This is a genomic window from Frankia casuarinae (assembly GCF_000013345.1).
Lineage (GTDB): Bacteria > Actinomycetota > Actinomycetes > Frankiales > Frankiaceae > Frankia > Frankia casuarinae.
The window spans coordinates 383,190-409,689 of record NC_007777.1; the positions used below are offsets into that span (position 1 = coordinate 383,190).

Annotated in this window: 22 protein-coding genes and 2 pseudogenes; 13 read left to right on the forward strand and 11 right to left on the reverse strand. The window is 71.3% G+C overall.

What is annotated here, in order from left to right; translation table 11 throughout:
• Positions 1-9 precede the first annotated feature (9 nt).
• The gene (locus FRANCCI3_RS01635; RefSeq protein WP_011434792.1) at positions 10-1,977 is read right to left on the reverse strand and encodes a substrate-binding domain-containing protein; all 1,968 of its coding nucleotides are present in this window, start codon (positions 1,975-1,977) and stop codon (positions 10-12) included.
• Between the two features lie 290 nt (positions 1,978-2,267).
• Entirely contained in the window at positions 2,268-2,996 is a 729-nt protein-coding gene (locus tag FRANCCI3_RS01640; RefSeq protein ID WP_082456696.1) for a nucleotidyltransferase family protein, read from the reverse strand.
• Between the two features lie 125 nt (positions 2,997-3,121).
• Here FRANCCI3_RS01640 and FRANCCI3_RS23925 point away from each other — a divergent pair.
• Positions 3,122-3,325 (forward strand): annotated as a pseudogene (locus FRANCCI3_RS23925) (zinc ribbon domain-containing protein); the annotation flags it as partial.
• A gap of 109 nt (positions 3,326-3,434) precedes the next feature.
• Here the strand turns inward: FRANCCI3_RS23925 and FRANCCI3_RS01645 are convergent.
• Positions 3,435-3,896 carry a MarR family winged helix-turn-helix transcriptional regulator gene (locus tag FRANCCI3_RS01645; protein WP_049761037.1) on the reverse strand — a complete coding sequence of 154 codons (462 nt, stop codon included), beginning with the start codon at positions 3,894-3,896 and terminating at the stop codon, positions 3,435-3,437.
• Positions 3,897-4,323: 427 nt separating this feature from the next.
• Here FRANCCI3_RS01645 and FRANCCI3_RS25820 point away from each other — a divergent pair, with 427 nt between their 5' ends.
• The gene (locus FRANCCI3_RS25820) at positions 4,324-5,397 is read left to right on the forward strand and encodes a nucleotidyltransferase (RefSeq protein WP_041257733.1); all 1,074 of its coding nucleotides are present in this window, start codon (positions 4,324-4,326) and stop codon (positions 5,395-5,397) included.
• Positions 5,394-6,269, forward strand: coding sequence for a metallophosphoesterase family protein (locus FRANCCI3_RS01655; protein WP_011434797.1), 876 nt, complete (start codon positions 5,394-5,396; stop codon positions 6,267-6,269). The genes FRANCCI3_RS25820 and FRANCCI3_RS01655 overlap by 4 nt, the downstream gene beginning before the upstream one ends.
• Before the next feature lie 14 nt (positions 6,270-6,283).
• On the opposite strand, the gene FRANCCI3_RS01660 is transcribed toward FRANCCI3_RS01655, so the two are convergent.
• The gene (locus tag FRANCCI3_RS01660) at positions 6,284-7,159 is read right to left on the reverse strand and encodes a Rieske 2Fe-2S domain-containing protein (RefSeq protein WP_235462983.1); all 876 of its coding nucleotides are present in this window, start codon (positions 7,157-7,159) and stop codon (positions 6,284-6,286) included.
• A gap of 147 nt (positions 7,160-7,306) precedes the next feature.
• Here FRANCCI3_RS01660 and FRANCCI3_RS01665 point away from each other — a divergent pair, with 147 nt between their 5' ends.
• The 3 genes from FRANCCI3_RS01665 to FRANCCI3_RS23930 all read left to right on the forward strand — a co-directional run bounded on the left by FRANCCI3_RS01665 (position 7,307) and on the right by FRANCCI3_RS23930 (position 8,344).
• The gene (locus FRANCCI3_RS01665) at positions 7,307-7,735 is read left to right on the forward strand and encodes a DUF2795 domain-containing protein (RefSeq protein WP_011434799.1); all 429 of its coding nucleotides are present in this window, start codon (positions 7,307-7,309) and stop codon (positions 7,733-7,735) included.
• Between the two features lie 81 nt (positions 7,736-7,816).
• On the forward strand, positions 7,817-8,083 hold the full coding sequence (locus tag FRANCCI3_RS01670; RefSeq protein ID WP_011434800.1) for a hypothetical protein: 267 nt from the start codon (positions 7,817-7,819) through the stop codon (positions 8,081-8,083).
• 9 nt (positions 8,084-8,092) lie between these two features.
• Positions 8,093-8,344, forward strand: coding sequence for a hypothetical protein (locus tag FRANCCI3_RS23930; protein WP_011434801.1), 252 nt, complete (start codon positions 8,093-8,095; stop codon positions 8,342-8,344).
• 27 nt (positions 8,345-8,371) lie between these two features.
• On the opposite strand, the gene FRANCCI3_RS23935 is transcribed toward FRANCCI3_RS23930, so the two are convergent.
• Positions 8,372-8,602, reverse strand: coding sequence for an FmdB family zinc ribbon protein (locus tag FRANCCI3_RS23935; protein WP_011434802.1), 231 nt, complete (start codon positions 8,600-8,602; stop codon positions 8,372-8,374).
• A gap of 94 nt (positions 8,603-8,696) precedes the next feature.
• On the opposite strand from FRANCCI3_RS23935, the gene FRANCCI3_RS01680 reads away from it, so the two are divergent.
• Entirely contained in the window at positions 8,697-9,728 is a 1,032-nt protein-coding gene (locus FRANCCI3_RS01680) for an asparaginase (protein ID WP_035941548.1), read from the forward strand.
• Here the strand turns inward: FRANCCI3_RS01680 and FRANCCI3_RS01685 are convergent.
• Positions 9,717-10,289: a J domain-containing protein gene (locus tag FRANCCI3_RS01685; protein WP_108913710.1), complete on the reverse strand. Its 573-nt coding sequence runs from the start codon at positions 10,287-10,289 to the stop codon at positions 9,717-9,719. The genes FRANCCI3_RS01680 and FRANCCI3_RS01685 overlap by 12 nt on opposite strands.
• A 270-nt stretch (positions 10,290-10,559) precedes the next feature.
• Here FRANCCI3_RS01685 and FRANCCI3_RS01690 point away from each other — a divergent pair, with 270 nt between their 5' ends.
• From FRANCCI3_RS01690 to FRANCCI3_RS01715, 6 genes are all read left to right on the forward strand, one after another.
• Positions 10,560-11,951: a CoA transferase gene (locus FRANCCI3_RS01690; RefSeq protein ID WP_011434805.1), complete on the forward strand. Its 1,392-nt coding sequence runs from the start codon at positions 10,560-10,562 to the stop codon at positions 11,949-11,951.
• A gap of 206 nt (positions 11,952-12,157) precedes the next feature.
• Positions 12,158-13,327 carry a branched-chain amino acid ABC transporter substrate-binding protein gene (locus FRANCCI3_RS01695; protein ID WP_011434806.1) on the forward strand — a complete coding sequence of 390 codons (1,170 nt, stop codon included), beginning with the start codon at positions 12,158-12,160 and terminating at the stop codon, positions 13,325-13,327.
• A 72-nt stretch (positions 13,328-13,399) separates the two neighbouring features.
• Positions 13,400-14,332, forward strand: a complete 933-nt coding sequence (locus tag FRANCCI3_RS01700) for a branched-chain amino acid ABC transporter permease (RefSeq protein ID WP_011434807.1) — start codon at positions 13,400-13,402, stop codon at positions 14,330-14,332.
• Positions 14,329-15,741: a branched-chain amino acid ABC transporter permease gene (locus tag FRANCCI3_RS01705; protein WP_011434808.1), complete on the forward strand. Its 1,413-nt coding sequence runs from the start codon at positions 14,329-14,331 to the stop codon at positions 15,739-15,741. Before FRANCCI3_RS01700 ends, FRANCCI3_RS01705 begins: the two co-directional genes overlap by 4 nt.
• Positions 15,738-16,748 (forward strand): ABC transporter ATP-binding protein, encoded by a 1,011-nt coding sequence (locus FRANCCI3_RS01710; protein WP_011434809.1) that lies wholly within the window; start codon positions 15,738-15,740, stop codon positions 16,746-16,748. The genes FRANCCI3_RS01705 and FRANCCI3_RS01710 overlap by 4 nt, the downstream gene beginning before the upstream one ends.
• Positions 16,748-17,476: an ABC transporter ATP-binding protein gene (locus FRANCCI3_RS01715; RefSeq protein WP_011434810.1), complete on the forward strand. Its 729-nt coding sequence runs from the start codon at positions 16,748-16,750 to the stop codon at positions 17,474-17,476. Before FRANCCI3_RS01710 ends, FRANCCI3_RS01715 begins: the two co-directional genes overlap by 1 nt.
• Before the next feature lie 69 nt (positions 17,477-17,545).
• Here the strand turns inward: FRANCCI3_RS01715 and FRANCCI3_RS01720 are convergent, their stop codons facing one another.
• The 5 genes and pseudogenes from FRANCCI3_RS01720 to FRANCCI3_RS01735 form a co-directional block, all read right to left on the reverse strand.
• Positions 17,546-18,898, reverse strand: a complete 1,353-nt coding sequence (locus FRANCCI3_RS01720; RefSeq protein ID WP_035958326.1) for a D-arabinono-1,4-lactone oxidase — start codon at positions 18,896-18,898, stop codon at positions 17,546-17,548.
• 171 nt (positions 18,899-19,069) lie between these two features.
• Entirely contained in the window at positions 19,070-20,314 is a 1,245-nt protein-coding gene (locus FRANCCI3_RS01725; RefSeq protein ID WP_237704560.1) for an acyltransferase family protein, read from the reverse strand.
• A gap of 191 nt (positions 20,315-20,505) precedes the next feature.
• Positions 20,506-21,348 (reverse strand): SDR family oxidoreductase, encoded by an 843-nt coding sequence (locus tag FRANCCI3_RS01730; protein ID WP_011434813.1) that lies wholly within the window; start codon positions 21,346-21,348, stop codon positions 20,506-20,508.
• Between the two features lie 265 nt (positions 21,349-21,613).
• A pseudogene (locus FRANCCI3_RS28885) lies at positions 21,614-21,700 on the reverse strand (VapC toxin family PIN domain ribonuclease); the annotation flags it as partial.
• A gap of 188 nt (positions 21,701-21,888) precedes the next feature.
• On the reverse strand, positions 21,889-26,454 hold the full coding sequence (locus FRANCCI3_RS01735) for a cation-translocating P-type ATPase (protein WP_011434814.1): 4,566 nt from the start codon (positions 26,452-26,454) through the stop codon (positions 21,889-21,891).
• Positions 26,455-26,500 lie beyond the last annotated feature (46 nt).

Here is a 26,500-nt window from a genome sequence, read left to right on the forward strand (position 1 = left end):
CGCGTGGCTTCAGGGGCGGACGCGGGTGAGCGCGTCGAGGTAGATGTCGACCACCTGGCTCGGGTCCGGCCGGAGGTAGGAGCGTCCTGCGGTCGCCGCGGCGATGCGCGACAGCGCGGTGAGGTCGGCGTCGTTGCTGTAGGCGATCATGATTATGGCGACCGGCCGCTTCGGGTCGTACTCGGCGTGCAGCTGTTCGATCAGGCTGTCCAGGCTCGGCGCGGCCGCACCCCGGTTCGTGTCGCGACCGTCGGTGAGGATGACGACCTGGTTGAGCCGGCCGGGGACGTAGTGCTGGGTCAGGAAGCGGAAGGCCGCGAGCGTGGTGGCATACAGATCGGTGGCTCCGCCGGGGACGATCCCGGCCTGCGCGGCGATCAGCTCGTCCCGATGGGTGCCGCCTCGTCCGGGTGCGTTGAGCGCAGCCATCGGCACGAGATCCCGGTAGCCCTGGACTCCCTGGGCGCCCTGCTCGCCGGAGAACCGCCAGAGACCGACCTGGCTGTCGGGTGCGAACAGGCGCAGGCCGGCCAGGGAGGTCTCGACGGCCGCCTGCAGCCGAGTTCTTGACGGGTCGGTGCCCGGGACCGGTTCGGCCATCGATCCGGAGCTGTCGAGCGCCACGAGGGTGGCACCACGCTGACGGGCATGGCGGAAGAACCGCCGAGCCGTGCCGAGCGTGCTGTCGGAGGCGTCCGTGCTCGCCAGCTTCGGCGGGACGGAGCGCACCCCGTCGGTCGCGTTGAGCGTCCCGGCCAGCCCGCCTGGGTCATCGTGGCCCGCCAGCTCGGTGGGTGTGCGGAAACCGGCTCCGCTGAGAGCCGCGCGGCCCGCGTCCCCGCGCAGGAACGCGGCGAAGGCGTCCGCCGCGGCCCGCCGGGACGACGAGCTCGCCGTCTTCTTCAGGACGATGTACGGCACCGTCGCCGTGAACATCCCGTCCGAGGGGTAGGACGCCACCAGCGTCGTGGTCGGGGGGTTACCGTTCTGGCTTGTCAGGGACCGGTTGTAGGCGATGACATCGGCCTCCAGAGCCGGGAAGGCCGAGGGAGCGGATCCGGCCGCGCCGTTCTCCGTGCCGCCGGTGCGCACCGAGTCGAAGAGTTGCTGGTCATACTCTGGCAGCCAGTCGATGGAGCGTTCCTGCCGGAGCACGGTGAGCTGGGCCGCGCGATCCTGGTCGAACGTGCCGGTGGTCATCTCGGCCGCGGTGAGTCCGCGGGCGGCGCCCACCGTTGCGATGACGGCCCGCAGCGCGGCGGCCGAGTGCTCCGGATTGGCCATGGCGAACCGGAAGTCCCCCCACTGGGGCTCGCCCCGGTGGGTCCAGAAATCGGCCTCGCCCGCGGCCGCGGCCAGTTCGGCCCAGGTCACATGATGTTCGGGCCAACCGAGGCGCTGTGCCATGAGTCTCGGCATGGCGATGACGACGGGCGATCCCGCGATCGTCGTGGCCTTCGCCGGCAGTTTCGCCGTGACCGGGTCCGATTCCTGGCCCAGCTCCAGCCAGTCGGCCGACTCCGGGATCCAGACGTCGGGCGGCCCGGGGGAGTCCGGCGACTCCGGCCGGGACAGCGTGTCGAGCACCCGGTCGGAGGCGACCACCGACACGGCGAGGGTCACGCACGGGCCCGCCGAGCCCTCGGCACCGGCGCGCTGACGATCGAAGTCGGCGGCGAGCCGGCTGATCGGCGCCGCGAGTGCCGGCGCGGTGGTGATGGTCAGGGTGGCCCGTTCGCCGCCGTCCGCGCATTCCCCGGCCGATCCGGCATCCCAGGCGGCGCGGGCCGCGAACCCGATCCCGGTGGCGGTCAACGCGCCCAGTACAAGCAGCGCCGCGCCGCTGACGATGCCCAGGCCGACGGTGACGGCACGGCCGCGGCCACCGGCCCGGGACCCGCCATACCGGGACGCGCCGTGATGGGACGCGCCACCACGAAATCTGTTGCGGCGGGATCGATGGCGGGCGTCGGACACGGAGACGTCCTTTCCGCGAGCGAGCGTCGTGTCCGTCCCTGACCCGCCACCAGCACGATGGTCTGCGTAACGTTTCCCGCCGAGCCCATCGCGCAGCGCCCGACACCATCCCCGGGTGTCCGGCCAGCCTCAGATGGTGATGGTATGGTGCCCCGCGCCGGTTCCCGTGCCGCCGATACTGCCGGTGGCCCGGTTGGGCGTCATCCTTTCTTGGAATACCGGGGTTCGCTGTTGTTCTTCCGTTTCTCACGTCGTTGCGGCGGTGTTCCTACTCATGGGTCCTTAGCGTTCTACCCGGGCTGGGTGTGCGTGTCGCCGCTGGCGAGGTCGGCGGGGGTTTCGAGGTCGGCGGGGGTTTCGAGGTCGGCGGGGGTGTTGACGTCGGCGGGTGAGCCGGTGCCGTCGCAGGGCACGCCGGTGACCTCTCCCGGGTGGGCCCGCAGCCACGCCCGGGCGCCGGCCTCGCCGCGCGCGAGAGCCGCCACCTCGGGCCAGACCGAGCGGCGTAGCAGGACGGGATGGGCCGGCCGGCCTCCGTAGGTGGCGGTCATCGCCGGATGGGCCGACCCCGGGTCGGCCGCGGCGGAGATCAGACGTTGCACCGCCGCCGCGCCGAGGGAAGGTTGGTCCACCAGGGTGACAACCACGGCGTCGGTGTCGGTGCCGACCAGGGCGGCGAGACCGGCCCGCAGCGACGCGCCGACACCCTCGGTCCACCGCGCGGCCGATACCAGGCGAACCTCCGGTATCAGGCCGGCCGTGGGTTCCAGGCCGATCTCGGGCGCATCCCAGCCCGCGGGCGCCGGCCCGGCGACCCGGCGGGTGGCGAGGCGTCGCACGACGATGCCCACCTCGTCCGCGGCGGCGCCGGTGACGACCACGACCGGCCGGCAGCCCCCCGCCGTGAGCAGGCGGACACCCCGCTCGACCAGCGTCACACCGCCCAACTCGACCAGAGCCTTGGGGCGTCCCATCCGCCGTCCTGCCCCGGCAGCGAGCAGCAGACCGGCGACGTTCACCGGATTCGCGGCGTGGATGCCCCACGAGAGATTCGTGAAGTCACATTTTCACCTTCGTGATCTGGACAGGCATCGGGCTGCTTCTGGTCGGTGATGCCTGGCCATGCTAGGCGGAGCCGTCCCACGCTGGCTGGTCGCGGTTCGTCGGGATGCTGGAGTACAAGGCCGCCCGGTACGGCCGGACCGTGGTGAAGGTCGACCGGTGGTTTGCGTTGTCGCAGGTCTGTTCGGCGTGCGGGGTGAAGGACGGGCCGAAACCACTGACCGTCCGGTCGTGGACGTGCCCGGCCTGCGGGGTCGTCCACGACCGGGATGCGAACAGCGGCGTAGCAGGCGGGAATCTCCACCCTTCAGGGCGGAGAGGACGTCAAGAGGCGGCGATACCGAAGATGCCGACCGTCATCGACCTCGGGCGATACGTAGCGACCCCGCATCGTGTTAATGGGGCCTATCCTGGTCGACGATGCGGGCCAACATCGACAACAGGGCGGTCTGTTCCTCCTCGGACAGCGGCGCCAGCAGCTTGTCGTTCATCTGGTCGATGCGGTCCGCCACCTGACCGTGGGTCGACTCTCCCCGCTTGGTCAGCCGCAGGACGTTGCGCCGGCCATCACGCGGGTCACGGACCCGGCGGATGAGCCCACGCTGCACGAGCCTCGCCACCACATCGGCCACCGTCGACCGATCCAGGGAGGCTCGTTCTCCGAGCGTGCGCTGATCAATATCGGGATCAGCGAGCAGGCTGTTGAGGACCACGAACTGCGGAGGTGTCGTCTCGGTCGAGACAGTGGTGGTCCAGAGCTGATAGGTCACCTGCTGGAGCCGGCGGGCCAGCTGGCCGGGATGGCTGGACAGGTCGACCACGCCGTGGCCGCCCGGGGCGGCCGGCCGCGAGGTCAGGGTGGCCGGCCCAGTGGCGCGTTGTTCAGGGAGGCGTTCGCCGGAGTTCTCCGGTGCGGCTGTTTCCCCTCCGAGGGCCCTGGCCAACTGGTCGGATCGTGTGCGCGTGTTCAGGGTTCGCTTCCAATCCGGTGTCGAAGTAGGCGGGCGACAGGTTTGCCGCGAAGGTCATCATCGCTCATGTCGACGCTCGGTGTCGTCAAGCCGTGAGATTCAGGTGTCTATCAGGCGTCGAAGTGGTAACTCTTGTGGCATGTAGTGAAATTATAACTACGGATAGCCGGACGGCGCCATGCTTCTGTAGTAGTCCTGTCACCGCTTCGAGGTAGTCATTTAGAGGTGTCGCAATCGCGACAGCCACCTGCCGCCCGACTCCGGTGGGGTACGCGAGGTGCATCACATGGTTCCCGCGGGTACGGGCAGCGGTATGGAGGATGCGCCCAGAGGCCTGCGGGAGAGTCTGAAACGCGTGGCTGTGACCCTGAAGGAGGCGGGCATCCCGTTCGCTCTCGGGGGCAGCTACGCCTGCTGGGCCCGGGGCGGCCCCGAGCCGGTCCACGACGTCGATTTCATGCTGCGCGAGGACGACGTGCCGCGGGCGGTCGAGGTGCTTGCGAACGCCGGCCTGCGCCCGGTCGACTCACCCGAGGACTGGCTCACCAAGGTGTTCGACGGCGAGGTGCTGGTCGATCTCATCCACCATCCGGTGGGTCGGGCGGTGACCCAGCAAACGCTGGAGCGGTCCAGTGAGATGTCGGTGGACTCGGTGCGCATGCCCGTGCTGGATGCCACCGACTGGTTCGAGATGACCCTGTTGGCCCTGGAGGAACGGTACTGTGACCTCGCTCGCGTGATACCGATGATCAGAGCGATGCGGGAGCAGGTCGACTGGGATCAGGTACGTCGCGCGACGGCCACCTCCCCCTTCGCCGAGGCGGCCCTGCTCGTGGCCACCCGGCTCAACCTGATCCCGGCCGCCGGTCGTGCAGTGTCGGCCGAAGGTGCTCCGTCTACCGAAGGTGCTCCGTCGGCCGGGGGCACCCCCACGGGTTCACGTCCGCACGGCCCGTTGGTGCCAGCGGGTGGGGCGGTGCCAGCGGGTGGGGCGGTGCCAGCGGGTGGGGCGGTGCCAGCGGGTGGGGCGGTGCCAGCGGGTGGGGCGGTGCCAGCGGGTGCGGCGGAGCAGGCCGGGACCGCGAAGCGGATCGCCGACACCGCCGGGTACGGGGCACTGAACCTCACCGAGGCCGATGAGTATCTTGCCGGTGACCTGCACGAACGCCTCGCCGAGGATCCAAGGGTGGCCGAGCTCGGGCTGGAGGTGGTGGTGGATGGCCAGCAGATCCTGGTCGAGGGCGAGGTCGCCACGGACGCCCGCCGCCGGGCCGTCGCGGATGTGCTCGCCGAGGCGCTTCCCGGACGCCTGGTGAGTAACGAGGTCACCATCGCGGATCGGGGGATGCCGACCGAGGCGCCGCCGAACGTGGAGACCATCTCATGATCAGAATTGCCGCCGTCGGCGACATCCACCTGGGCGTGGACAGCCGCGGAACCTTCGCACCGCTGCTGCGTGGACTCGCCGGTCGGGCGGACGTGCTGCTGCTGGCCGGTGATCTCACCCAGCGGGGGCTGCCGGCCGAGGCCGAGATCGTCGCGGCCGAGGTGGCGGACGCCGAGGTGCCCGTCGTCGCCGTCCTGGGTAATCACGACTACCACGGCGGTGCCGAGAACGAGATCATCGAAATGCTGGCCGATGCTGGCGTGACCGTCCTCGAAGGCGGCGGCACGGTCCTCGACATCGACGGCCGCCGTCTCGGAATCGCCGGCGTCAAGGGATTTGGCGGGGGGTTCGCCGGGGCCAGCGGAAGCGACTTCGGCGAACCACTGATGAAGGCGTTCATCCGGCACACGAAGGACGCCGGATCCCGGCTGCGCGGTGCGCTGGAAAGTCTGGATTGCGAAATCCGTGTGGCTTTGATGCACTATGCTCCGGTACCGGACACGCTCATCGGCGAGCGAACCGAGATCTTCCCGTTTCTCGGCAGCTACCACCTTGCCGAGGCGGTGGACGCGGGGGCCGCCTGCCTTGCGCTGCACGGTCACGCCCATGCCGGTTCGGAGCACGGGATGACGGCCGGTGGGGTGCCGGTCCGTAACGTGGCCCGGCCGGTGATCAGGAAAGCCTATGCGCTTTACGGGGTGGGCGAGATGGCCACCACCGGGCGCCCGGGCTCGGACCGCGCGGGCCTACAGCGCTCGGCTGGCGCCGCCAGCCCGGCCGTCGTCCCGCCAGCCGTCCCGCCAACCGGTCCGGCAGCCGGGACGCCCCGCTCCGCGGCGGACAGCCCCTCGACGCTGTCCCGCCCCAGTTAGCTATTCCGCGGTAGCTATCCCGCCCCAGGCAGCCGTACCCGGACCTCACCATCGGAGATCCACACATCGAACCGCGGCTGGGGCGCGGTCGCGGGACCATGCACCACCGCGCCGTCCGTCACCCGGAAGGTGCTGCCGTGCCAGGGGCAGCGCAGGCAGGTGAAGCCGTCCCTTCGGATGATCTCTCCCTTGTGCAGTGGTCCGGACAGGTGGCTGCACCGGCCGGCCAGTACGTCGACGTGGTCTCCCTTCCGGAGGAGGACGACCGGCACATCCCGCAACAGCCGCGCCTCGGGTCGGCCGTCCGCCAGTTCGTCCAGAAGGGCGAGCGGATGCCAACCGGGCGGCAGCAGGTGGGGTACCTCCTCGGTGTGGTTGGCTCCCGACGCCTGCCGGTAGGCCAGATGACCGCCGAGGTAGGCCGACGTGCTGGCCGTGGCGAGGCCGAGCAGCGCGAGACGACGGCCGAGGCGGCCGTTGCCACGCCATCGGATGCCGAGCGAGGCGGCGTAGCAGCAGGCCGCCAGACTGTTCGTCGCGGCGTGCGCCACCCCGACCCGCAGTTGGCGCTCATGCAGCTCGGAGTAGTCGGCGAGGCCGCTGGCGGCGGCCGAGACCGCCGCGAGCAACCCCGTGGCGATCAGTACCCGGGCCGCCCGTTCGGACCCCTCGTGACGTCCCGCGAGCAGGTCCACGATTCCCGCGGAGATCCAGGTTCCGATGGGGAGCGCAGCGAGCGCCGGATGCAGAGGGTGACCGAGCGGCACGCCGTGCAGGGTGTCCCGGATGGTCCCGTCGTGCAGGGAGCGGCGGACCATGTCACGGATCTTCACTGCCACCGGGTCGAGAGCTTCGGCCCGCTCCAGGCGTTCGGCGGGTCTGACCAACACGTTGTGGGGTATCCGCACCATGGATGCCGGTGTTCCCGCCCATCGCTGGCCGTGAACATCTGCTGACCGGAGAAGCCGGGTGGCCCGATCGCGGGTTTGCTTCGTCCGTCAGCGCGCACCACTGAAACAGCGGAAAGGAACGAGAACATGGCAGTGGATCGCGGAAGCACCAAGCACGGCCCTGTGCGCGACGACATCTTGGCGCACGAGGTCGAGGGGCTTGTGCGGGCCGGGCGGGACACGCGGGCGGAGGAATGGCGCTCCGCTGAACCGTTCCCCGAGGAAGCGACCGGTGGCCCGCAGAACCTGGATGCCGCTGGGTCGCGGGTCGGTGTGCCGGCCGGGATGACGCCGGTGGACGTCGAGGAACGCTCCGAGCTCGCCCGCTGGCTCGGCCGGGCGGTCTTCCCCGCCAACCGTGACGAGATCATGGATCATCTGCGTCATCAGCACGCCCCGGACCGGGTGGTTGACGAGGTCGCCGGTGCGCCGCCCGACATCCAGTTCACCTCGTTGGGCGCGCTGTGGCGGGTACTGCGACCCGGCCCTCCTCACGTGGAGTCACGGCGTCACTGAATCCGTCCGATGATCCATAATATGACCAACATCATGAAGTAGTCGGTATGACGCCGTAGCCGGCGGGGTACGGAAACACCCGTGGGTGGCGGGCTCGCCGCGAGCGTTCTGCTGCTCGTCGGCTTCGCGATGATCGGAGCGTTCAACGTTTTTGCCTTCGGTGCCCTCGCCGGCCTGTGGGCGTTGGGTATCGCATGGATCATGGTGCTCGGCCCGCGGGCCATCGATCGCCGGGTCGTCCGCGCTCGGCTGCGGGAGGCGCTGCGGGGGGTGCGGCGGAGACGCCGGTGGCCCGGTGCCTTGTTCCCGTGGGCCCGGGACTGCGTGACACGCCGGTGGCCTGGGTAGGACACGCCCATGGGTACGAGTGGGTTCGGCTATGGCGACCAACGACCCGGATCAGGTGATCTGCTGCAGACCCTCGTAGCCGGTCTGGATCAGACGGAGCGGGAAGATACCCTGCGGCTGTTGCGACGGCGGCTGGTGGAGGACCGGGCCGCCGCGTGCGGCGGCCAGCGGGACCGTCAGGTGGATGTCGGCCCGCGGACCCGGGCGGCGCGTGGGCCGACGAAATCGCAGGCCGCGGGCATCCATCGTCACCGCGGATGAACGGTGGCGTCAGGATGAACGGTGGCGTCAGCCGCAGCAGCCGCCGCCGCAGCACGCGCCCCCGCCGGCGGACGGCGAGGCCATAGCCGGAGCCGGCGTGGCCGAGCCGCGGCTGACGGCGATCGCAGAGAAGATCCGCGAGGTCTCGGTGTGTCCGGAGGGGCAGCTCACCGCGCTGTCCGGCACGGACTCGTGCATGCTGCGGCGAACCTCGAACGATGCGTCACATACCCGGCAGCGGTAGTCGTAGGCAGGCACGGCACCAGGATATGCGGCCGCCGTGAGGCGAGCGTCGGATTCGGCGGATGGCGAGAACGGGTGAGCGGGAGAAGGCCCGACGTACGCTGGCTGTATGCAGCCGCCGGAGGGCCCGCAGGTGGTCGCCGAGGTTGTCCGGGGGCTGCGCGGCGGTGCGCCGTTCGTGGAGAGTTGCCATCACGGCACCGTCATCGGCCTCGGTCGGGATGGGGACAGCGCGCTCACCGTCGGCGTGCCCGACCACCCGATCTTCCCCCGATCGGCGGTCAAGCCCCTTCAGGCCGCCGCGATGCTTCGTGCCGGGCTGGACGGCATCTTCCTGAGCCGGGAGATCCCCGGTGACCTGCTTGCCATCGTGTCCAGTTCCCACAGCGGCGAGCCGGTGCATCTCGCGCGGGTGCTGGAGATCCTCTCGGTAGCGGGCGTCTCCGTCGACACCCTGCGCTGTCCCGCCGATCTTCCGTTGGGCCCGGCCGCGGCCCAGGCGCACCTTCGCGCCGGGGGCCGCGCGGAGCCGGTGCTGATGAACTGCTCCGGCAAGCATGCGGGGATGATCGCCTGCTGCGTGGCGGCCGGCTGGCCGATCGAGAACTACACCGACCCCGATCATCCGTTGCAGCAGGTGATCCGGCGCACGATCGAGGAGCTGATCGGCGAGGAGATCGTCGCGACCAGCGTGGACGGGTGCGGGGCCCCGTTGTTCGCGTTCTCGCTCACGGGCCTGGCTCGCGGGCTGCGGGCGATGGTCCGGGCCGCGCCGGGCGGCCCCGAGCGGCGGGTCATCAACGCCATGCGGGCGCATCCCGAGCTGATCGGGGGTGTTGGCCGGTCCGACACCGACCTGATGCGGGCGGTACCCGGCGTCGTCGCGAAGAACGGCGCCGAGGGTGTCACGGTGGTGGCGACGTCCGAGGGTCACGCGGTCGCGGTCAAGATCGCGGATGGGAGCGGGCGGCCCGGCGTCCCGGTCGCGCTGGCCGTGCTGACCCGCCTGGGTGCTCTTCCCGGTCCGGACGCCCCCGGGCACCAGGAGCTCGACTTCGCCCAGCTCGCCGTGCTCGGGGCGCCCACGGTGCTCGGCGGCGGGCGCCCGGCCGGTTCCCTACGCGTGCGGCTACCGGTCTGATCCGGGCGGGGGAGTGCGGTCGGCGCGGACGCCCCGGTCCTCGCCTGCTCGGGGACGGGGGTCGGAAGGCGCCCGACGGGGACGGCTCGCCACGGTGACCGCGACGGGTGGGATCATCGCCGCGACCACCATCATGATCATGGCGGCGGTCACGGAGTACAGCCGCACCACGGTGCCTGCCGAGATGAACAGGGTCAGCGCCACCAGCATCAGGGCGAGGTAGCGGCGACGGACCATCGGATCGGCACCCGGGCCCGGTGCACCCGGGCCCGGTGCGGATGGGCCCGGTGATGATCGGCCCGGCGCGGATGGGCCCGGTGATGATCGGCGCGGCGCGGACGGGTGAGGCGTGCCGGCGGCGAGGCGCAGGTCGTAGCGGCGCCGCCGGTCGGGGTCGCCGAGAACGCGGTAGGCGAGGGTGACCCGATCGAAGGCCGGTGACGAACCACCGGCGTCGGGATGGGTGCGGCGGGCGGCCACGCGGTAGGCATGCCGGATCTGCTCGGCGGTGGCGCTGGGCGGTACGTCCAGCACCTCGTACAGCGAGCGTTGCACGCGCATCGGGGTGTCTCCTGCCATTGCCGACCACCCGACCGGGCGGCCGCGAGCCCGGTGTCATGGCGAAAGTACCTACACATGACCAGAATGGGCCTTGGACGGCCCGGGGCGAGCGCGAGTCGGGAGGCCGGGACAGCGGCAAAATAGGATTTTCTGTGCGTTGTGGCTCTTGGCTCTCAGGATCGTCTTATCGGGCGTGCCGGCCTCATTCCGGTTCGGCCGACGGCGCGCTCGGGGCGCCGCGTGCACACCAGGGTGGGACAGGATGGGTGGATGGGGCAACGGCAGAACTCGGAGATTGTCACCGAGGTCGCGTCGCTGGTACAGGATCCGGACATCGCCGAGCGGCTGACCGTGACCGGACCCGCCGACGTCCTGCCCAGCCTCTACCGGGTGACGACGGTGGCGACCGCGTCGGTGGCGGCCGCGGCCGTCGGGGCTAGCCGCCTGCTCGCGGCCCGCGGCGGCGGGGCCCCGCCGGAGGTCACCGTGGACACTCGTCACGCGAGTGCGGTCTTCCGCAGCGAACGGTACCTGCGAGTGGCCGGCAAGCCACCGCCGAGCCCGTGGGACCCGATCTCCGGGTACTACCGCACCGGGGACGACCGGTGGATCCAGCTGCACTGCAACTTCCCGCACCACCGCAACGGGATCCTGGATCTTCTTGGGACGCCGGGCGAGCGCGCCGCCGTCGAACGGGTCATCCGCCGTTTCGAGGCCGAGCCGCTGGAACTCGAGCTGCACGCCATGGGTCTGTGCGCCAGCATGGCCCGTAGCGAGCGGGAGTGGCGCGAGCACCGGCAGGCCCGGGCGGTTGACGAGCTTCCCCTCGTCGAGGTGCGCCGGCTCGGCGACGGCCCGGCGCTCGCCGCGCCCCCGGCCGAGACGCCGGCCGCGGGTCTGCGGGTGCTCGACCTGACCCGGGTCATTGCCGGTCCCGTCGCCGGTCGCACGCTGGCCGCCTACGGAGCCGACGTCCTGCGGGTCGGCGCCGCCCACCTGCCGGAGGTGCACACGGTGCTCGTCGACACCGGGTTCGGCAAGCGCAACGCCTTCCTCAACCTGCGGGTGACCGCGGACGCCCGCCGGCTGCGCGAGCTGATCGCCTCGGCGGACGTGGTGCTCCAGGCTTACCGGCCGATGGCCCTCGACCGGCTCGGCTTCGGCCCGGAGGCGGTCGCCAGGATCCGGCCGGGCATCGTCTGCGCGACCATCACCGCGTATGGACGGCAGGGCCCCTGGAGCGGTCTGCGCGGGTTCGACAGTCTGGTCCAGACCGCGTCCGGCATCGCGACCGCCGCCGCGGCGGTGACCCGGTCCGACCGCCCCGTGCCGCTGCCGGCACAGGCCCTTGATCATTCGACTGGCTACCTCACCGTCTACGGGGTGCTGGACGCGCTGGCGCGCCGGGCGACCGAGGGGGGCAGCTGGCACGTCGGTGTGTCCCTGACCCGGACCGGTCGTTGGCTGCAGGGGCTGGGACACCACGACACGCTCGCGCTCCCCGACCCGACCCGGGAGGAGGCCGAGGAGTTCTGCGCCACGATGAACAGCGAGTTCGGACCCCTGTCGTACATCCGCCCGGCCGCCACCGTGGCCGGCGTCGCGCCGAGCTGGAGCTCCCCGCCGGCACAGCTGGGCACCAGCCCGGCGGTCTGGGCATAGCCATGCTGAGGTGCCGGGTTCCGCGGGATCGTGCCGGTGTGTAACCGTGCGCCGCCCCGTCCATCCGGGGGGTGGTGCGAATTGATGCTGGTTAGCACGTCATTCTCTATGCGGTGGCGCACCGGCTCGCGGGCCGGGCGCGTCGGGGTGACTGGGCCGGGCCATGGCATCGGAGTCGGGTCTGGCGGGACCGGAGGAGGAATTGCATGGGTAGGCGCCCGCTCCTGGGAGCGATAGCCCTTGCCGCGACCGTGGCGTTGACCGCGGCGGCCTGTGGAAGTGACAGTGGTTCGTCCTCGAACGGGAAGCAGACCATCACGATCGGCTTCCAGGGAGTTCTCTCGGGCGACAGCCAGCAGCTCGGTCTGAACGCCCTCTACGGCGTCCGGACGGCGATCGCCGAGGTCAACGCGGATGCGAGCGCGCCGTTCCAGCTCAAGCTCGTCGAATCCGACGATGGCGGCTCGCCGGATCAGGGCCCGACGGCAGCCCAGAAGCTGATCGATGACTCCAAGGTCGTCGCGGTGGTCGGCCCGATGTTCTCCGGCGCCACCAAGGCGAGCGAGCCGGCCTACACCCAGGCCGGGCTGCTGTCGGTGAGCCCGTCGGCGACGAACCCCGCGCTCACCACCCTGGGCTTCAAGACCTTCTACCGGGTCATCGCCCCGGACACCGTGCAGGGCAAGGCCGCGGCCGACTACATCGCCACGGTGCTCAAGGCGACGAAGGTGTACTCGCTGGACGACAAGAGCGAGTACGGCACGGGCCTGTCGGGTGCGCTGGAGGCCGAGCTCAAAGCCAAGGGTGTCAACGCGACCCACGACGGCATCAACCCGACCAAGGACTACACCTCCGAGGCAACGAAGATCATCGCTGCCGCGCCCGAGGTCCTCTACTACTCCGGCTACTACCCCGAGTTCGCGCTGCTGTCGAAGGCGCTGAAGGGCAAGGGCTTCACCGGAAAGATCATCAGCGGTGACGGCTCGCTCGACCCGCAGTACGTCGCGCAGGCCGGGGCCGCCGCGGCCGAGGGTGCCTACCTCACCTGCCCCTGCGGCGACGCCAACACCGACCCGAAGGCCGCGTCCTTCGTCGCGTCCTACAAGAAGGTCAACAACGGGACGAAGCCCGGCACCTACTCCGGTGAGGCCTACGACGCCACGCTCGCCCTCGCGGACGTCTTCAAGAAGCTCGGCAAGGACGTCACCCGGGAGTCCGTGACCGGCGCGTTCGGTTCCGTGAACTTCCCCGGCATCACCAAGACCGTGGTGTTCGAGCCCAACGGCGAGGTCAAGGGCTCCAACGTGTTCGTCTACCAGGTGAAGGGTGGACAGATCACCGTTCTCGGCAACATCGCGAACCTGGTCAAGTCCTGATGTCGGTGCGGGCGGTGGCCGGGGGTGGGACGTCCGGCCACCGCTTCGCCTGGTGGTGAACGAGGCACACGGATGGGTTTCCTCGACCAGTTCTGGCAGCTGACCGTCGACGGTCTGACGGTCGGCTCCCTGTACGCGGTCATCGCGCTCGGGTACACCCTCGTCTACGGGGTCCTCCAGCTCATCAACTTCGCGCACAGCGAGGTCTTCATGCTGGGATCCTTCGGCGGGCTGTTCGCCGCCCGCGCCCTGCTGCCCGGGGACGGCTCGGTCCCGGGCGGCCTCGAATCGGTGGGCCTGGTGACCATGGGCCTCGGCGCCGGCGCGATCTGCGGCGGGCTCGCCGCCTTCACGCTCGAACGGGTGGCGTACCGGCCGCTGCGGCGCCGTTCCGCCCCCCGGCTGGCCTATCTCATCAGCGCCATCGGGGCCTCGCTGTTCGCGGTGAACCTTGCCGGCAAGGAGTTCGGCCGGCAGAATGTGGCCCTGCCCGACCTGTTCACCGACGGAACGGTGTTCACGCTGTTCGGAGCGGACGTCTCCACCCAGTCGCTGGTCATCTTCGCGGTCGCGATCGCGATATTGGTCGGACTGGACCGGCTGGTCGCGGGGACCCGGCTCGGGCAGGGCATCCGCGCGGTGGCCCAGGACGCCGACACCGCGGTTCTCATGGGCGTGAACGTCGAACGCATCATCATCGTCACGTTCGTGCTCGGCGGCCTGTTGGCCGGGGCCGGTGGCTTCCTGTACGCGATGACGTTCAACGCCTCTTACAGCATGGGGTTCGTCCCCGGGGTGAAGGCGTTCACCGCCGCGGTCCTCGGCGGCATCGGCAACGTGCGCGGGGCGATGCTCGGCGGCCTGCTCCTCGGATTGGTGGAAAGCTATGGCGGATATATCTTCCAGGCGTCCTACAAGGACGTGATCGCTTTCCTGGTCCTGGTCGGCATCCTGATGATCCGACCGTCCGGCCTGCTCGGGGAACGTCTAGGGAGGGCAGCGTGAGCGCTGCGACGTCGTCCGCCCGCCCGCCGAGGGCCGGGGCGCCGCTCCCACCCGCCGGGCCGGGTGGCGGGTCTGGTGGCGACCCGGCGGGCGCATCGCTGCGTCCGGCCGTGCTGTTCTCCCCGGCCCGGCTGCGCCAGCTCGGGGTGCTGCTGCTGGTGGGTGTGCTCGCCGCGGTGGTGACCGGTCCGGCCGGGGGCTCCGACAAACCGCTGAAGGCATTTCAGGATTCGGTGCTGGACGCGCGGATCCTGCCCTACCTGGGGCTCGCCGCCGCGTTGTGGATCGTCCTGGCGCTCGGCGTCGAACTGCGGGGCGCGGCGGGCCGGCTGACGGCCGGCATCCGGGGGCCGGTGAGCGCGGCCTACGCCACCCGGGGCGGCCCGATCGCGCTGAACCTGGCGCTTCTGGCGGTCGCGATCATCGCCCCGCTGGTCGTCTCGACCGCCGCGCAGCAGTCGATGGTCAACGACATCGGCATCTACGCGCTGCTCGCACTGGGCCTGAACGTCGTGGTCGGCTACGCCGGCCTGCTCGACCTCGGCTACATCGCCTTCTTCGCCATCGGTGCCTACGCGACGGCCTACTTCACCTCACAGACCGCGATGCCGTGGCACGCGCCCTTCGTGCTCAACCCGTTCTTCGTCTTCCCGATCGCGCTGGTCCTTGCCGCGCTCGCCGGCGTCGTCCTGGGCGCGCCGACGCTGCGGCTGCGGGGTGACTACCTGGCGATCGTCACGCTCGGTTTCGGTGAGATCATCCATTTGATCGCGAACAACGCCGACAACATCACGAACGGTGCCCGGGGGGCCTTCGGCGTTCCGCACCTGTCGATCAACCTGCTCGGCCTCGGCTACGAGTGGGGCATCGATCCGCTGCCGTATTACTACCTGCTCCTGGCCATCATCGTCGGAGTCATGATCGCCTTCGGTCGGCTGGAACGGTCCAGGATCGGCCGGGCCTGGGCGGCGATCCGCGAGGACGAGATCGCAGCCGAGGCGACCGGGGTCGCGACCCTGCGGATGAAGCTGCTCGCCTTCGCTATCGGCGCCTCGGTGTCGGGCTTCGCCGGCGTGCTCTTCGCCTCCAAACAGTTCTTCAACCCGCAGAGCTTCAGCCTGCAGGCGTCGTTCTTCGTCGTCGCCGTCGTCATCTTCGGCGGGATGGGTTCCCGGCTCGGGGTGGTGGTCGGTGCCGTCGTCCTCCAGGGCATCGCCTTCTACCTGCGCGACAAGGTCCCGCCCGCGGACCGGTACATCTACTTCGGCGCTGTCATCGTGATCATGATGATCTTCCGTCCGCAGGGACTCGTGCCGTCGCGCCGGCGGCGTCGGGAGATCCAGCTCGCGGAGGCCGGCATCGGCGCGGCGGACTCCCTGGGCGCCGCGCCCACGGGGGGCAAGCCGTGACCAGGGGCGGAGCGCACCGCGTCTCCCCGCCGGGACACCGGCGCTCCCGGGACCGGCAGCGCGGGAGCAGCCAGGGCCGCGGGAGCAGCCAGGGCCGCGGGGACAGCCAGGGCCCGGGGGAAGCCGGGCGCGGCGGAGGCCCGGAGGACCTAGTGGTGGAGGCCCGCGACCTGGCGCTGCGGTTCGGGGGTGTGACCAGCCTCGACGGCGTCTCACTGCGCCAGCGCCGGGGCGAGATCCTGGCGGTGATCGGACCGAACGGGGCCGGCAAGACCTCGCTGTTCAACTGCCTCACCGGGGCATACCGCCCGCAGCAGGGATCGGTCACCTTCTGGCCCCGGCCCGGCCGGCAGGCCGAGCTGGTGGGGCGCAGTCCGCACGCCATCACCCGGCTCGGCGTCGCCCGGACCTTCCAGAACATCCGGCTCTTCCCCGCCCTGTCGGCGCTGGAGAACGTCCAGATCGGGACCGAGGTGCGGCAGCGGTACGGGCCGCTGGCCGCGGTGCTGGGGCTGCCGGGCGCCCGGCGGGCCGAGCGTGACGGCGTGCGGCACGCGCTGGAGCTGCTTGAGCTCGTGGGCCTGCCGCACCGGGCGCACGAGCTCGCCTCGTCGCTGCCCTACGGCGAGCAACGCCGGTTGGAGATCGCCCGGGCGCTCGGTACCGAGCCGCGCCTGCTGCTGCTCGACGAGCCCGCGGCCGGCACGAACCCGGCGGAGAAGCGTGACCTGGCAGAGTTGATCATCCGGATCGCGGGCACCGGGGTGTCGGTCCTGCTCATCGAGCATGACATGCGGCTGGTCATGTCGGTGGCGACCTCGGTGGTGGTGCTCAACTTCGGCCGGATCATCGCGTCCGGCACGCCGGTGGAGGTCCAGCGGGACCCGGCGGTCATCGAGGCGTACCTGGGCCTGGCCGACGCCGGCGCGGCGGATCCCGATGTGGTGGATCCCGATGTGGTGGATCCCGGCGCGGCCGGCCCCGCCGGGTGGAAGGAACTGCGCTGATGCTGCTGACCCTGGCCAATGTCGAGGTCGCCTACGGCGCCGTCACCGCCCTGCGCGGCGTCAGCCTGGAGGTGGCCGAGGGCGAGATCGTCACCCTGCTCGGGGCCAACGGCGCCGGCAAGACAACCACGCTGCGGACGGTCTCCGGACTGCTGCGGCCCCGGGCGGGACAGACGTGGCTGGACGGTCGCCCATTGTCGTCAATTCCGGCGCACGAACTCGTCGGCCGGGGGGTGAGCCACGTGCCCGAGGGCCGGCGAATCTTCCCGAGCATGAGTGTCCGAGAGAACCTCCTGATGGGCGCCTACCACGATCGCCGGCATGTGCGGACCGACCTCGGCCGGGTGCTCGCGCTCTTCCCCCGGCTGGCCGAGCGGATCGCGCAGCCGGGAGGCACGTTGTCCGGCGGCGAGCAGCAGATGCTCGCGATCGGACGCGCGCTGATGAGCCGTCCCCGGCTGATGCTCCTCGACGAGCCGTCGATGGGGCTGGCCCCAATGATCGTTCAGACCATCTTCGAGGTGATCGCGGAGATCAACCGGGAGGGGGTCGCGGTACTGCTGGTCGAGCAGAACGCGGCCTCGGCGCTGCGGATCGCGGGCCGCGGCTACGTGCTGGAGACCGGCGAGGTCGTGCTGGCGGGTACCGCCGCGAGTCTGCTGGCCGACGACCGGGTCCGGCAGGCCTACCTCGGGGAGGACGTCGGCGGCCGGACCACCGCAGGCTGAACCGCCCGCGACCGCTGCTCCGCCCGTCGCCACATCGGCGAGAAACCGCCGTGGCGTGCCGCGGTCGGGTCACCGAGCGTTGGTGGCGCAGGCCGGTGAGCCGAGGACGCGGTCGAGATACGCGTTCGCGAACACCCCGGTCGGGTCGGCGGCGTCGCGCACGGCCAGGAAGTCGTCGAAACGGGGATAGAGCCCACGCAGCGTCGCCGCGTCCAGTGAATGCAGTTTGCCCCAGTGCGGCCGGCCGCCGACCGACAACATGATTTTCTCGGCGAGGCCGAAGTAGTCGCCGTGCGCACCGCGATGATCCACGTGCACGGCGATGTAGGCGGTGTCGCGGCCGTACGCCGTCGATATCGGGATCTCGTCCGCGGCGGCACATCGGACCTCCACCGGGAAGACGGCACGCACGTCCGCGCTCCCCATGGCGTAGACCAGCTCACGCAGCGTCGCGGCGAGATCGGCACGGGGGAGGGCGTACTCCATCTCCTTGAACCGGACCCGGCGGTGGGAGGTGAACACCCGGTAGGACAGGTCGCGGAACGTGCGGCTGCCCGAGGCCCGCGCGCTGACGTGCGCGATGGGCCGCACCGCCGCGGGCATCCGCCGGCCCGTCGTCATCAGCGCGCCGAAGAGGGTGTTCGACACCAGTTCGTCGTCAACCCAGCAGCGCAGCCGGGGCAGCGGCGCCAGGCCGTCGTCGAGCGGACGCCGCTGCCCGCGTCTGACCAGGGCCGTCGTGGTGTGCGGAAACCACGAGAAGCGGAGGTGGTCGGTCTGGTCGACGAGATCGTCGTAGGTGTCGAGGACCTCGTCCAGGCGCATCGGACCCTCCTGGACCTGCAGGGCGAACAGCGGCACCGCCTGCAGGGTGACCGACGTGACGACGCCGACGGCACCCAGGCCCAGCCGGGCGGCGGCGAACAACTCGGGACGTTCGCCGCGTGAACAGGTGACCACACTGCCGTCGCCGAGTACCACCTCGAGTGCCCGGACCTGGGTGCACAGGCCGCCGAAGCGGCTCCCGGTGCCGTGGGTGCCGGTCGAGATGGCACCCGCGATGGTCACCTCGTCGACGTCGCCCTGGTTGGTCAGGGCGAGCCCGGCCTCCGCGAGCAGCCGGTTCAGCCGGCGCATGGTCATCCCACCGCGCACCGTCACCAGGCCGCTGCCGCCGTCCAGAGCGACGAGGTCGGCGCACCTGTCCAGGCGGACCTGGACGGAGCCCGGGTCCGGGCGGCCGATGGCGCTCATGGAATGGGACGATCCGATCGCCCGGATCTGATGGCCGTCCCGGATGGCGGTACCGACCAGGGCGGAGATCTCCTCCGCGTCGCGGGGGCGGGCGAGGCGCACCGACCGGACGGTCTCGTTGCCCGCCCAGTTGCGCCAGGCCGAGGACTTACCAACGGGCGAGCCCATGGGCACCTCCGTCTGCCGGGACCGATGGCCGCGGTCCGGGGCCGGTCCGAAGTCGGGACCGGCCACCATCGTGAACCGGGCCTTCCCGGCTCCGTCACGCGGGGGGCGGGTGATGGCCGTTCACAGGGCGATGCGTCGTCCGACCTCCGTCCGGGCGGGATGGGCCGGTGGTCACGGACGAGCGACAGGTACGACATGATCCGCGCTTGCGGACTCCGGTGGGATCCGCGGTCGCACATCGGGCAGCAGACTCCGGTAGGCATGACGGGGGGACGATCGTGACCGGAGTACCCCCATCAGCCATCGGCGGGCCGGGCCTTCCACCGTGTGATGCAGGGCCGCGGCGAAGGCGAAGGACAGGGCGAAGTCGGCGAGGATGGCGAGCGCCGTCCCGGCCGCGGTGGTGGCGTCGACCCAGCCGAGTTCCCCGCTGATCGTGAGTGTGGCGGGGTGAATGAGATAGAAGGCGTAGGAGATCTCGCCGAAATAGACGAGTGGGCGGGAGCTGAACACCGGAATCCGGCGGCCGTCCGCCTCACGGGTGCCGGCCAGGAAGATGATGATGGCAAACGCCGGCAGTGTGAGCGTGTCCATGAATCCCTGTAGATGGCCGTAGCGGTAGCCCAGGAGTATCGGGACGACCAGCCAGGCGCAGGAGAAGGCGGTGAGCATCCGACGCTGCCACGGCGTTGCGCGGGCACCCTCACGAGCCAGCAACCCAAGGACCACGCCAAGGACGAACTCGCCGAGCCGCACCGCCGGGTTCGCGTACGCGGCAAGATCGAACCGAGAGCCCGCGGTGCTCGCCGCACATGCCACGGCCGCGGCAGGGAGAACGAACAGGAGCGCGGCGCGGATGCGTTCGGGGTTGGTGCGGGTCGCGAACCTGCGGTACACGTGGGGGAAGACCAGGTAGAAGAACGCCTCGCAGGACAACGACCACAGCACGGCACCACCCCAGCCGAAATAGATCGACTGGGTTGGAACCCATGCCTGGACGAGGAGCAGACTCGGCAGGATGGAGAGGGGCTTCGAGCCGAAGTCCCCCAATGTCCCCAGCGGCCACGCGATCGCGAGCCAGATCCAGATGGCGGCGAAGTACAGGGGATAGACCCGGGCGAACCGGCGCCAGTAGAACTGCCCCGCGGTGATCGGCCTGGTCGCCCAGGTGAGGACGAACCCCGACAGCACGAAGAAGAACGTGACGCCCACGTAACCGATGTTGCCCAGCACCGCGACCACCGGCAGGGTCCCCTGGACGTCCGCGTGGATGTGGCGGAGGAACACCAGAGTGGCGGCGACTCCCCGCAAGCCGGTCAACGTGGGCAGCTCCAGCCCGGTCTGAGGTGCTGGGAGCTGCCGCGAGGGACGGAAGCTCTCCTGCTGGGCGGATTCTGGCGAGGTCCTCCGGGTCAACGCGCCCCCTTGATCGTCAGCCGTGCGTGCCGTCCCAGGCGAGGCCACGGCGATACCTCGGAGGAACAAACACTAACGTAGGTGTTGAATTGCCCATCGCGCCCCCGATCGGGTGAACATCGTGGCGCCGGCAGCCGGCTAGCGGGCGAACCTGGGACCTGGGCGGCAGTCGCCGCACAGCGTTGTGAGGTCTAGCCCGTCTGCGGACGAGCTACGAACGAGTCCACTGGTCCGGGTCCATAGGTGGGGCGTATCACGATCTCGGTGATACTCGCGCGGTCGGGAAGTGCCACTGCCCCGGTCACGACGTCGGCGATGTCGTCGGGCGCGATGAGCAGGTCGGCATTCCACGCCCGCCCCTCGGCCTGGAAGATTTTTTGCTGCATGGGGGTCGCCGTGCGGCCCGGGAAGACCGTGCACACCCGCACCCCGGCAGCCGAGACCTCCGCCCGCAGGCTGTCGGCGATCGCCCGCAGGGCGTGCTTGGCCGCGGCGTACTGGCCGACGCCGGCGCCGGCGGACAAGCCCTGGGTGGAGTTGATGAACACCACGTCGCCACCGGTCCGGACGAGGTCCGGAATCAGCATCTGGGTGAGCACATAGGGCGCGCGTACATTGATGTCCAGCTGTTCGTCAAGGTCGGTCAGTGGGGCGTCGGCGATCGCGCCGCGGTGGTAGGCCCCTGCCGAGTGCACCAGGATCTTCAGGTCCGTGGGCTGATCACGGACCATGTCGACCAGACAGCCGCGGTCCGCGGGATCGGTGATGTCCGCAGCCTGGTGATGGATGGTCAGACCGACCTCGTCGGCCTCCTTGACCATCCTCGCCAGCACCTCCTCATCGCGACCGGTCGCGATGACAAATGCGCCGGCCCGCGCCAACCGAAGGGCGACGGCGCGCCCGATCCCGCTGGAGGCACCGGTGACCAGTGCGCCGCGGCCGGCGAGCTGGGGCAGGTGGGGCAGGTGGGTACGCGGACTTCCGCCTAGCAGATGGTCGGCACAGGCGATGGCCAGGTTCTGCTTTGCCGTCACTGCTTGGACGCTCCTCGGCAGAGTGGCGCAGGTCGCTAACCTGGACGAACACGAGCAGGCTGCCGCTGGGATCCGCGGACGGGTCCCGTTCGCCAGCGCGAACACGCGTCGATGCGGGTCGATCGCGGCTATCTGCGGCGAAGTAGCCACATCCCGCACGGTTGCGACTGTACCATCACGTAACGGTCGAGTATGCGTTGGCGCCCAGGGCCGCCCCAGCTCTCCAATCCCCGCCAGGAACGCGGTCAGGTCGAGTGGAGCGACCGAGGCCGGCGGCTTCCGCTGTCGCTGCGATCAGCGGATCGGGGACGCTCGGGGCCCGGTGATGGCCGGCTGCGGCGGCAAGCGTGCGGCGCGGATACTCGACACGCGAGATTCCGGCTCGGGCGGAGGCAGCGTCGAGCTTGGGGAGAACCGCGTCGGCACGTCACGTACGAGGATGTCGGCCACCGGCGTCACCTCACAGGTTCAATATCAGATTCCTCAATCGCGATATCATGGCCGCTTCTGTGCGGGCACCTACCCCACTCACCTCGCAACTCACCTCGCACGTACCCAAAGGTGTCCTGCGGCGGACTGCAGCCCGGCGGAGGCTTGGAGGAGGAAGGAGAGCAACGTCCCCGCCAGCGACGCGCCGATCGCGATCGACCAGCCCGCCGGACCGAGCGGGGTGCAACCGAAGAACTGGCTGACGCCTGGCATCTGCACGATGGCGGCCAGGACGACCGCCGAGGCGGCGATGCTCAGCAGGACCGTCCGGCTGCGGCCGCCGACGAGCAGCGTCTGGCCCAGTTGCGAGCCGACGAGCGCGGCGAGGCCGACCGTGTTCGCGTGCCGTCGGCGCCCGGTGAGGCGGGCGATGATCCAGGCACCCGTGGCGGCGAGGGTCGTGGCGACCGCCCGCACCGCGATCTCCCGGTTCAGGGCGGTACCGAGGGAGCGCTCCGGGCCCTCGCTGAGGAGCTGTCCGGTCGCCTCCGGATCCGGCTCGCGCAGCGCGACGGCCAGGGCCGGGGCGAGATCGGTGAGCAGGTTGACGAGCAGCAGTTGCCGCGCGGACAGTGGCGACCGCCCGGTGGCCATGGAGCCGAGGAGAGTGAACGCGATCTCGCCGAGGTTCCCGCCCACGAAGATGCCCAGGGCCTGGCGGACCGAGGCCCACATCGAACGGCCCTCGACGAGCACGTCGATGATCGTGTTCAGCTGGTCGTCCGTCACGATCACGTCGGCGGCGGCCCGGGCCGCCGGCGTGCCACGCCGGCCCAGCGCGAGGCCGACGTCGGCGAGCCGGATGGCGGGCGCGTCGTTGGCGCCGTCGCCGGTCATCGCCACCGTCTTGCCCAGCCGCTGGTAGGCCTCCACGACCCGCACCTTATGCAGCGGAGTGCTCCGGGCGATCACGGCCACCCTGGGCAGGACCGCGTCCAGGGCCTCGTCGTCCATGGCTTCGAGCTCGACACCCGTCAGCATGATCTGGTCGTCGGTGAGCACTCCCAGTTCGGTGGCGATCGTCCTGGCGGTGGCCGGATGGTCTCCGGTCATCATCAGCACCTGCACGCCCGCGGCGCGCAGCGCCTCCAGCGACGCCCCGGCCGTGGTCCGGACCGGGTCGGACAGGACGAGGAAGCCGAGGAAGGCCAACTCGGCCACGCTGTCATCGGTGAGTTCCTCGTCCGCCGGTCGGGGCGCGGACCCCAGGTCGCGATCGGCCACCGCGAGGACGCGGTAGCCCGCGCCCGCGAGCCGGCTGTGCTCCTGGATGAGCCTCGCCCGCCGGCGGTCGTTCAGCGGTGCCGTTCCGTCGGCGGTCCGGATGCGGGCGCACCGTGGCAGCAGCACCTCGGGCGCCCCTTTGACGCTCAGCACCGTGGTCGTGCCGGCATCCCCCACTGCCGCGTGGTAGCCGCGGCCCGGCTCGAAGGGAAGCGAGGCCGTCGGCGACCACACGGCGAGACCGTACTCGCGGGTCACCGCCGCCGCGGCCGCTCCCTTCTGCACCGCGCGATCGGTCGGATGCGGCAACTTCTTCTTTCCTTTGCCGCGCGGCGTGGCGCGTAGCCCGGCGGCCAGCACCCGCCGATGCGTCGCTCCGAACTCGGTCACCGCGGCGGTGTGCGTGCCGTCCGAGACGGCGTGCAGGTGGATCCTGCCCTCGGTGAGCGTTCCGGTCTTGTCGAAACCCAGCACGTCCACCCGGCCGAGGGTCTCGATGGTGCGGGGGTTGCGTACCAGCGCGCCCCGTGCCGAGAGCCGTCGGGCGGCGGAAAGCTGGGCGGCGGTCGCGAGGAAGGGCAGCCCTTCGGGCACCGCCGCGACGGCGAGCGCCACCCCGGCGCTGAGCGTGTCCCGGATCGGCAGGCCACGGATCAACCCGGAGGCCAACAGTGCCCCGGCGGCGGCGAGCGCCACCGGAATGGTGAGATCGGTGATTGTGGACAGTCGCGCCTCGACGCCGCTGAGCCGGGCGGGACCGGCGGTCGCGGCCATGCTGCGCCCCGCCTCGGTGGCCGAGCCGGTGGCCACCACCACGCCGGCGCCCCGCCCGCCGGCGACGGTCGTTCCTTCGTAGATCATCGAGGAGCGGTCTGCCAGGTTGGCGGCTGCCACCGGTCCGGGCGATTTCGTGACCGGCATGGACTCGCCGGTCAGCGACGACTCGTCGACGTCGAGCCCCGTCGTCGACAGGAGCCGGCAGTCCGCGGGGACGACATCCCCGGCCCCGACCATGATGATGTCGCCCGGGACCAGGTCGTCCGCCGGCAGCTTGGTCTCCTCGCCGTCCCGCAGCACCCGGGCCGGAACCGCCGAGACGGCGAACAGTCGGGCGAGTGCCCGGTCCGCCCGTATCTGCTGGACCGCGCCGGCGAACGCCGAGCCGATCGCGACGCTGAGCACCAGACCGGCGTCCAGCACGGAACCGGTCGCGGCCGACAGCGCGGCGCCGCCGAGGAGGACGGGGGTGAGCGGGTTGGCCAGTTCGGCCGCGAACGCCCGGACGAGGCTGGGCGCGGTCGCCTGCATCGACACCGCGCCGTCCTGGCGGCGTCGCGCCGCCTCCTCGGTGGACAGCCCACCCGGGCGGCTGTTGTCCAGCAGAGCCAGGCAGTCCTCGGCCGGCAGGATGTGCCACGGGGTACGGGGGACTGCGGGCGGCGGGGGGCGGCGACCCAGTTCCCGCGCCGCCCAGATCCCCTCGCCGAGGGCGGCGGTGACCGCCGCGGTGACCATTGTCATGGCCCGGGAGACCAGCCGCGGGTCGGCCCCGGTGAGCATGGCCAACGCACCGGCACCCGAGCCCACCTGGGCGAGCCGCACCGCGTGCCGGCTCACCTGGGCGGCCGCGGCGACCGCCTCGATCACGAGGCTGGCGGCGGCCAGGTCATTCCCAACCAGGATGTGCGCCCCCCAGGCCGGCGAGCCGTCGTGGCCGTTCACGCCGACGCCGCAGTCCGCGGTGCCGACCGCGGCCCGTCGGCGGGACACGACCAGGACGCCGCCGCGCTCGGCCTGCAGACCGCGGATCGTCCCGACCAACCGGTCCCCCCCGGGTACCCCGGGAAGGTTGTTGGTGTCCTCCACTGTTCCGCCGGCGCCGGCGGGAGGGTCACCGGCGATGAACACCGCCCGCCCGGAACGGCGGCAGGCGGCCAGCAGGTGGTGGCTCCCCTCCGCTCGCCCGGGTTCGACCGACACGATGGCCATCAGCCTGCTGCCCTGAGCCAGACCGAGCACCGTGTCCGCCCCGGACCGGGCCAGTTCGCGGCGCTCCCGGACACCGGTCCGGCCGCGCAGGCCGAGCTGTTCCACCGGCCCGAGGGCCCAGCCCTCCGCGGTGGCGACGGCGCTGATACCGGCCGGACGGAACAGGGCGTGCGCGCGGACCGCGACGTCGCTGCGGTTCGCACCGGCCAGCGGCACGACGTCGGCGATTATGCGTTCCTCTCCGCGCAGGACGTCGGCGTCGATGACGATGGTGTCGACGCGGTCGAGCACCCGCAGGGCCGCCGAATCCATGACGTGGACGCCGCGGCGCGCCAGGACGCGGGTCAACTGGGCGGCGAAGCCCTCCCGCCCGACCCGGGCCGGGCGTGGCAGCGAGGTGGCGGCCAGCGCCACGGCACGGCGCGGATTCCCGGTGGCGGCGGTGGCGGCCGCGAACCCGCCGAGCCCGCCGAGCACGGCGAGGTCGGCGTAGCGCTCCACCGGACCGTCCGGCAGCGGTCGCGGCCGTTCGGTCACCACCGGCTCGGCCGCGGCCCAGTCCGGATGACCGAGCAGCCCGTCCCGAGCCGTCATGAAGGCGTCCCGGCGCGCACGCGCCTCGCCCAGCGCGACCATCCGGTAGCCGGCGTCGACCGCGAGACCGAGATTCCCCTGCGCCAGGGCGAGGGCACCGGCGTTGACCAGCCCGAGGACGACGTCGGCCCGGCCCGCGCCGAGCATCTGCTCCACCCACCGGCGCAGCCGGGGTTGGGTGTCGACGAGGGTGACCAGCGATGCGATCTCGATGGGCAGTGGCACCGCCCGGGCGAGCCGGCCCGCCGACGCCAGCGCGAACGCGACCCCGTCGGCCGCCAGTGCCGCGGCCGTCCGGCGGACCGGCGCCGCGAACCTCGCCACCGCTCCCGGCTTCGGTTCGAGCGCGACGCCCTCCACCCGGCCGAGGGCCGCGACCAGGTCGTCGAGGGTGGGGGGCGGTTCGGCGAGCCCGATCAGGACACATTGCAACGGCTCGTTGACCCGGGCCCACGCCACCCCGGGCTGATTCTCCAGTACTCGTTCCAGCTGCCGGCGACGGGATTCGCCGGCAGGCCCGGAGATCCCCCGGATCCCGAGACTGAGAAGGTGGTGGGCGTCGGCCCTCCCCCGCGGTTCGCCGGCCGCCGTGGAGCCGGCGATCTCGCGATCGGCGCCGTCGCGATCGGCGCCGTCGCGATCGACCCCGCGGGGCGTGGGGGGCCCGGGTGCGAGGGAACCGGGCTTTGAATCCGGACTCCACCCGGTCCGGGTATGGGCAAGAACCGTATGGGCGAGAACCGGCTGGGCCACCGCCCCCAGGAGGGCGCTCGGCACGCGCAGGACGGTCCGGGCTGCGGGCAGACGCATCCGCGCGGCCTCCTCCTCATCATTGCGTGATCATCGCGTGCGGCGG

Excerpts from the sequence above, each read along its gene's own strand:
- FRANCCI3_RS25820 (WP_041257733.1), top strand. The coding sequence starts at position 4,324 with ATGGAGGATGCGCCCAGAGGCCTGCGGGAGAGTCTGAAACGCGTGGCT.
- FRANCCI3_RS01655 (WP_011434797.1), top strand. The coding sequence starts at position 5,394 with ATGATCAGAATTGCCGCCGTCGGCGACATCCACCTGGGCGTGGACAGC.
- FRANCCI3_RS01665 (WP_011434799.1), top strand. The coding sequence starts at position 7,307 with ATGGCAGTGGATCGCGGAAGCACCAAGCACGGCCCTGTGCGCGACGAC.
- FRANCCI3_RS23930 (WP_011434801.1), top strand. The coding sequence starts at position 8,093 with ATGGGTACGAGTGGGTTCGGCTATGGCGACCAACGACCCGGATCAGGT.
- FRANCCI3_RS01680 (WP_035941548.1), top strand. The coding sequence starts at position 8,697 with ATGCAGCCGCCGGAGGGCCCGCAGGTGGTCGCCGAGGTTGTCCGGGGG.
- FRANCCI3_RS01685 (WP_108913710.1), bottom strand. The coding sequence starts at position 10,289 with ATGCGCGTGCAACGCTCGCTGTACGAGGTGCTGGACGTACCGCCCAGC.
- FRANCCI3_RS01690 (WP_011434805.1), top strand. The coding sequence starts at position 10,560 with ATGGGGCAACGGCAGAACTCGGAGATTGTCACCGAGGTCGCGTCGCTG.
- FRANCCI3_RS01695 (WP_011434806.1), top strand. The coding sequence starts at position 12,158 with ATGGGTAGGCGCCCGCTCCTGGGAGCGATAGCCCTTGCCGCGACCGTG.
- FRANCCI3_RS01700 (WP_011434807.1), top strand. The coding sequence starts at position 13,400 with ATGGGTTTCCTCGACCAGTTCTGGCAGCTGACCGTCGACGGTCTGACG.
- FRANCCI3_RS01715 (WP_011434810.1), top strand. The coding sequence starts at position 16,748 with ATGCTGCTGACCCTGGCCAATGTCGAGGTCGCCTACGGCGCCGTCACC.
- FRANCCI3_RS01720 (WP_035958326.1), bottom strand. The coding sequence starts at position 18,898 with ATGGGCTCGCCCGTTGGTAAGTCCTCGGCCTGGCGCAACTGGGCGGGC.
- FRANCCI3_RS01735 (WP_011434814.1), bottom strand. The coding sequence starts at position 26,454 with ATGCGTCTGCCCGCAGCCCGGACCGTCCTGCGCGTGCCGAGCGCCCTC.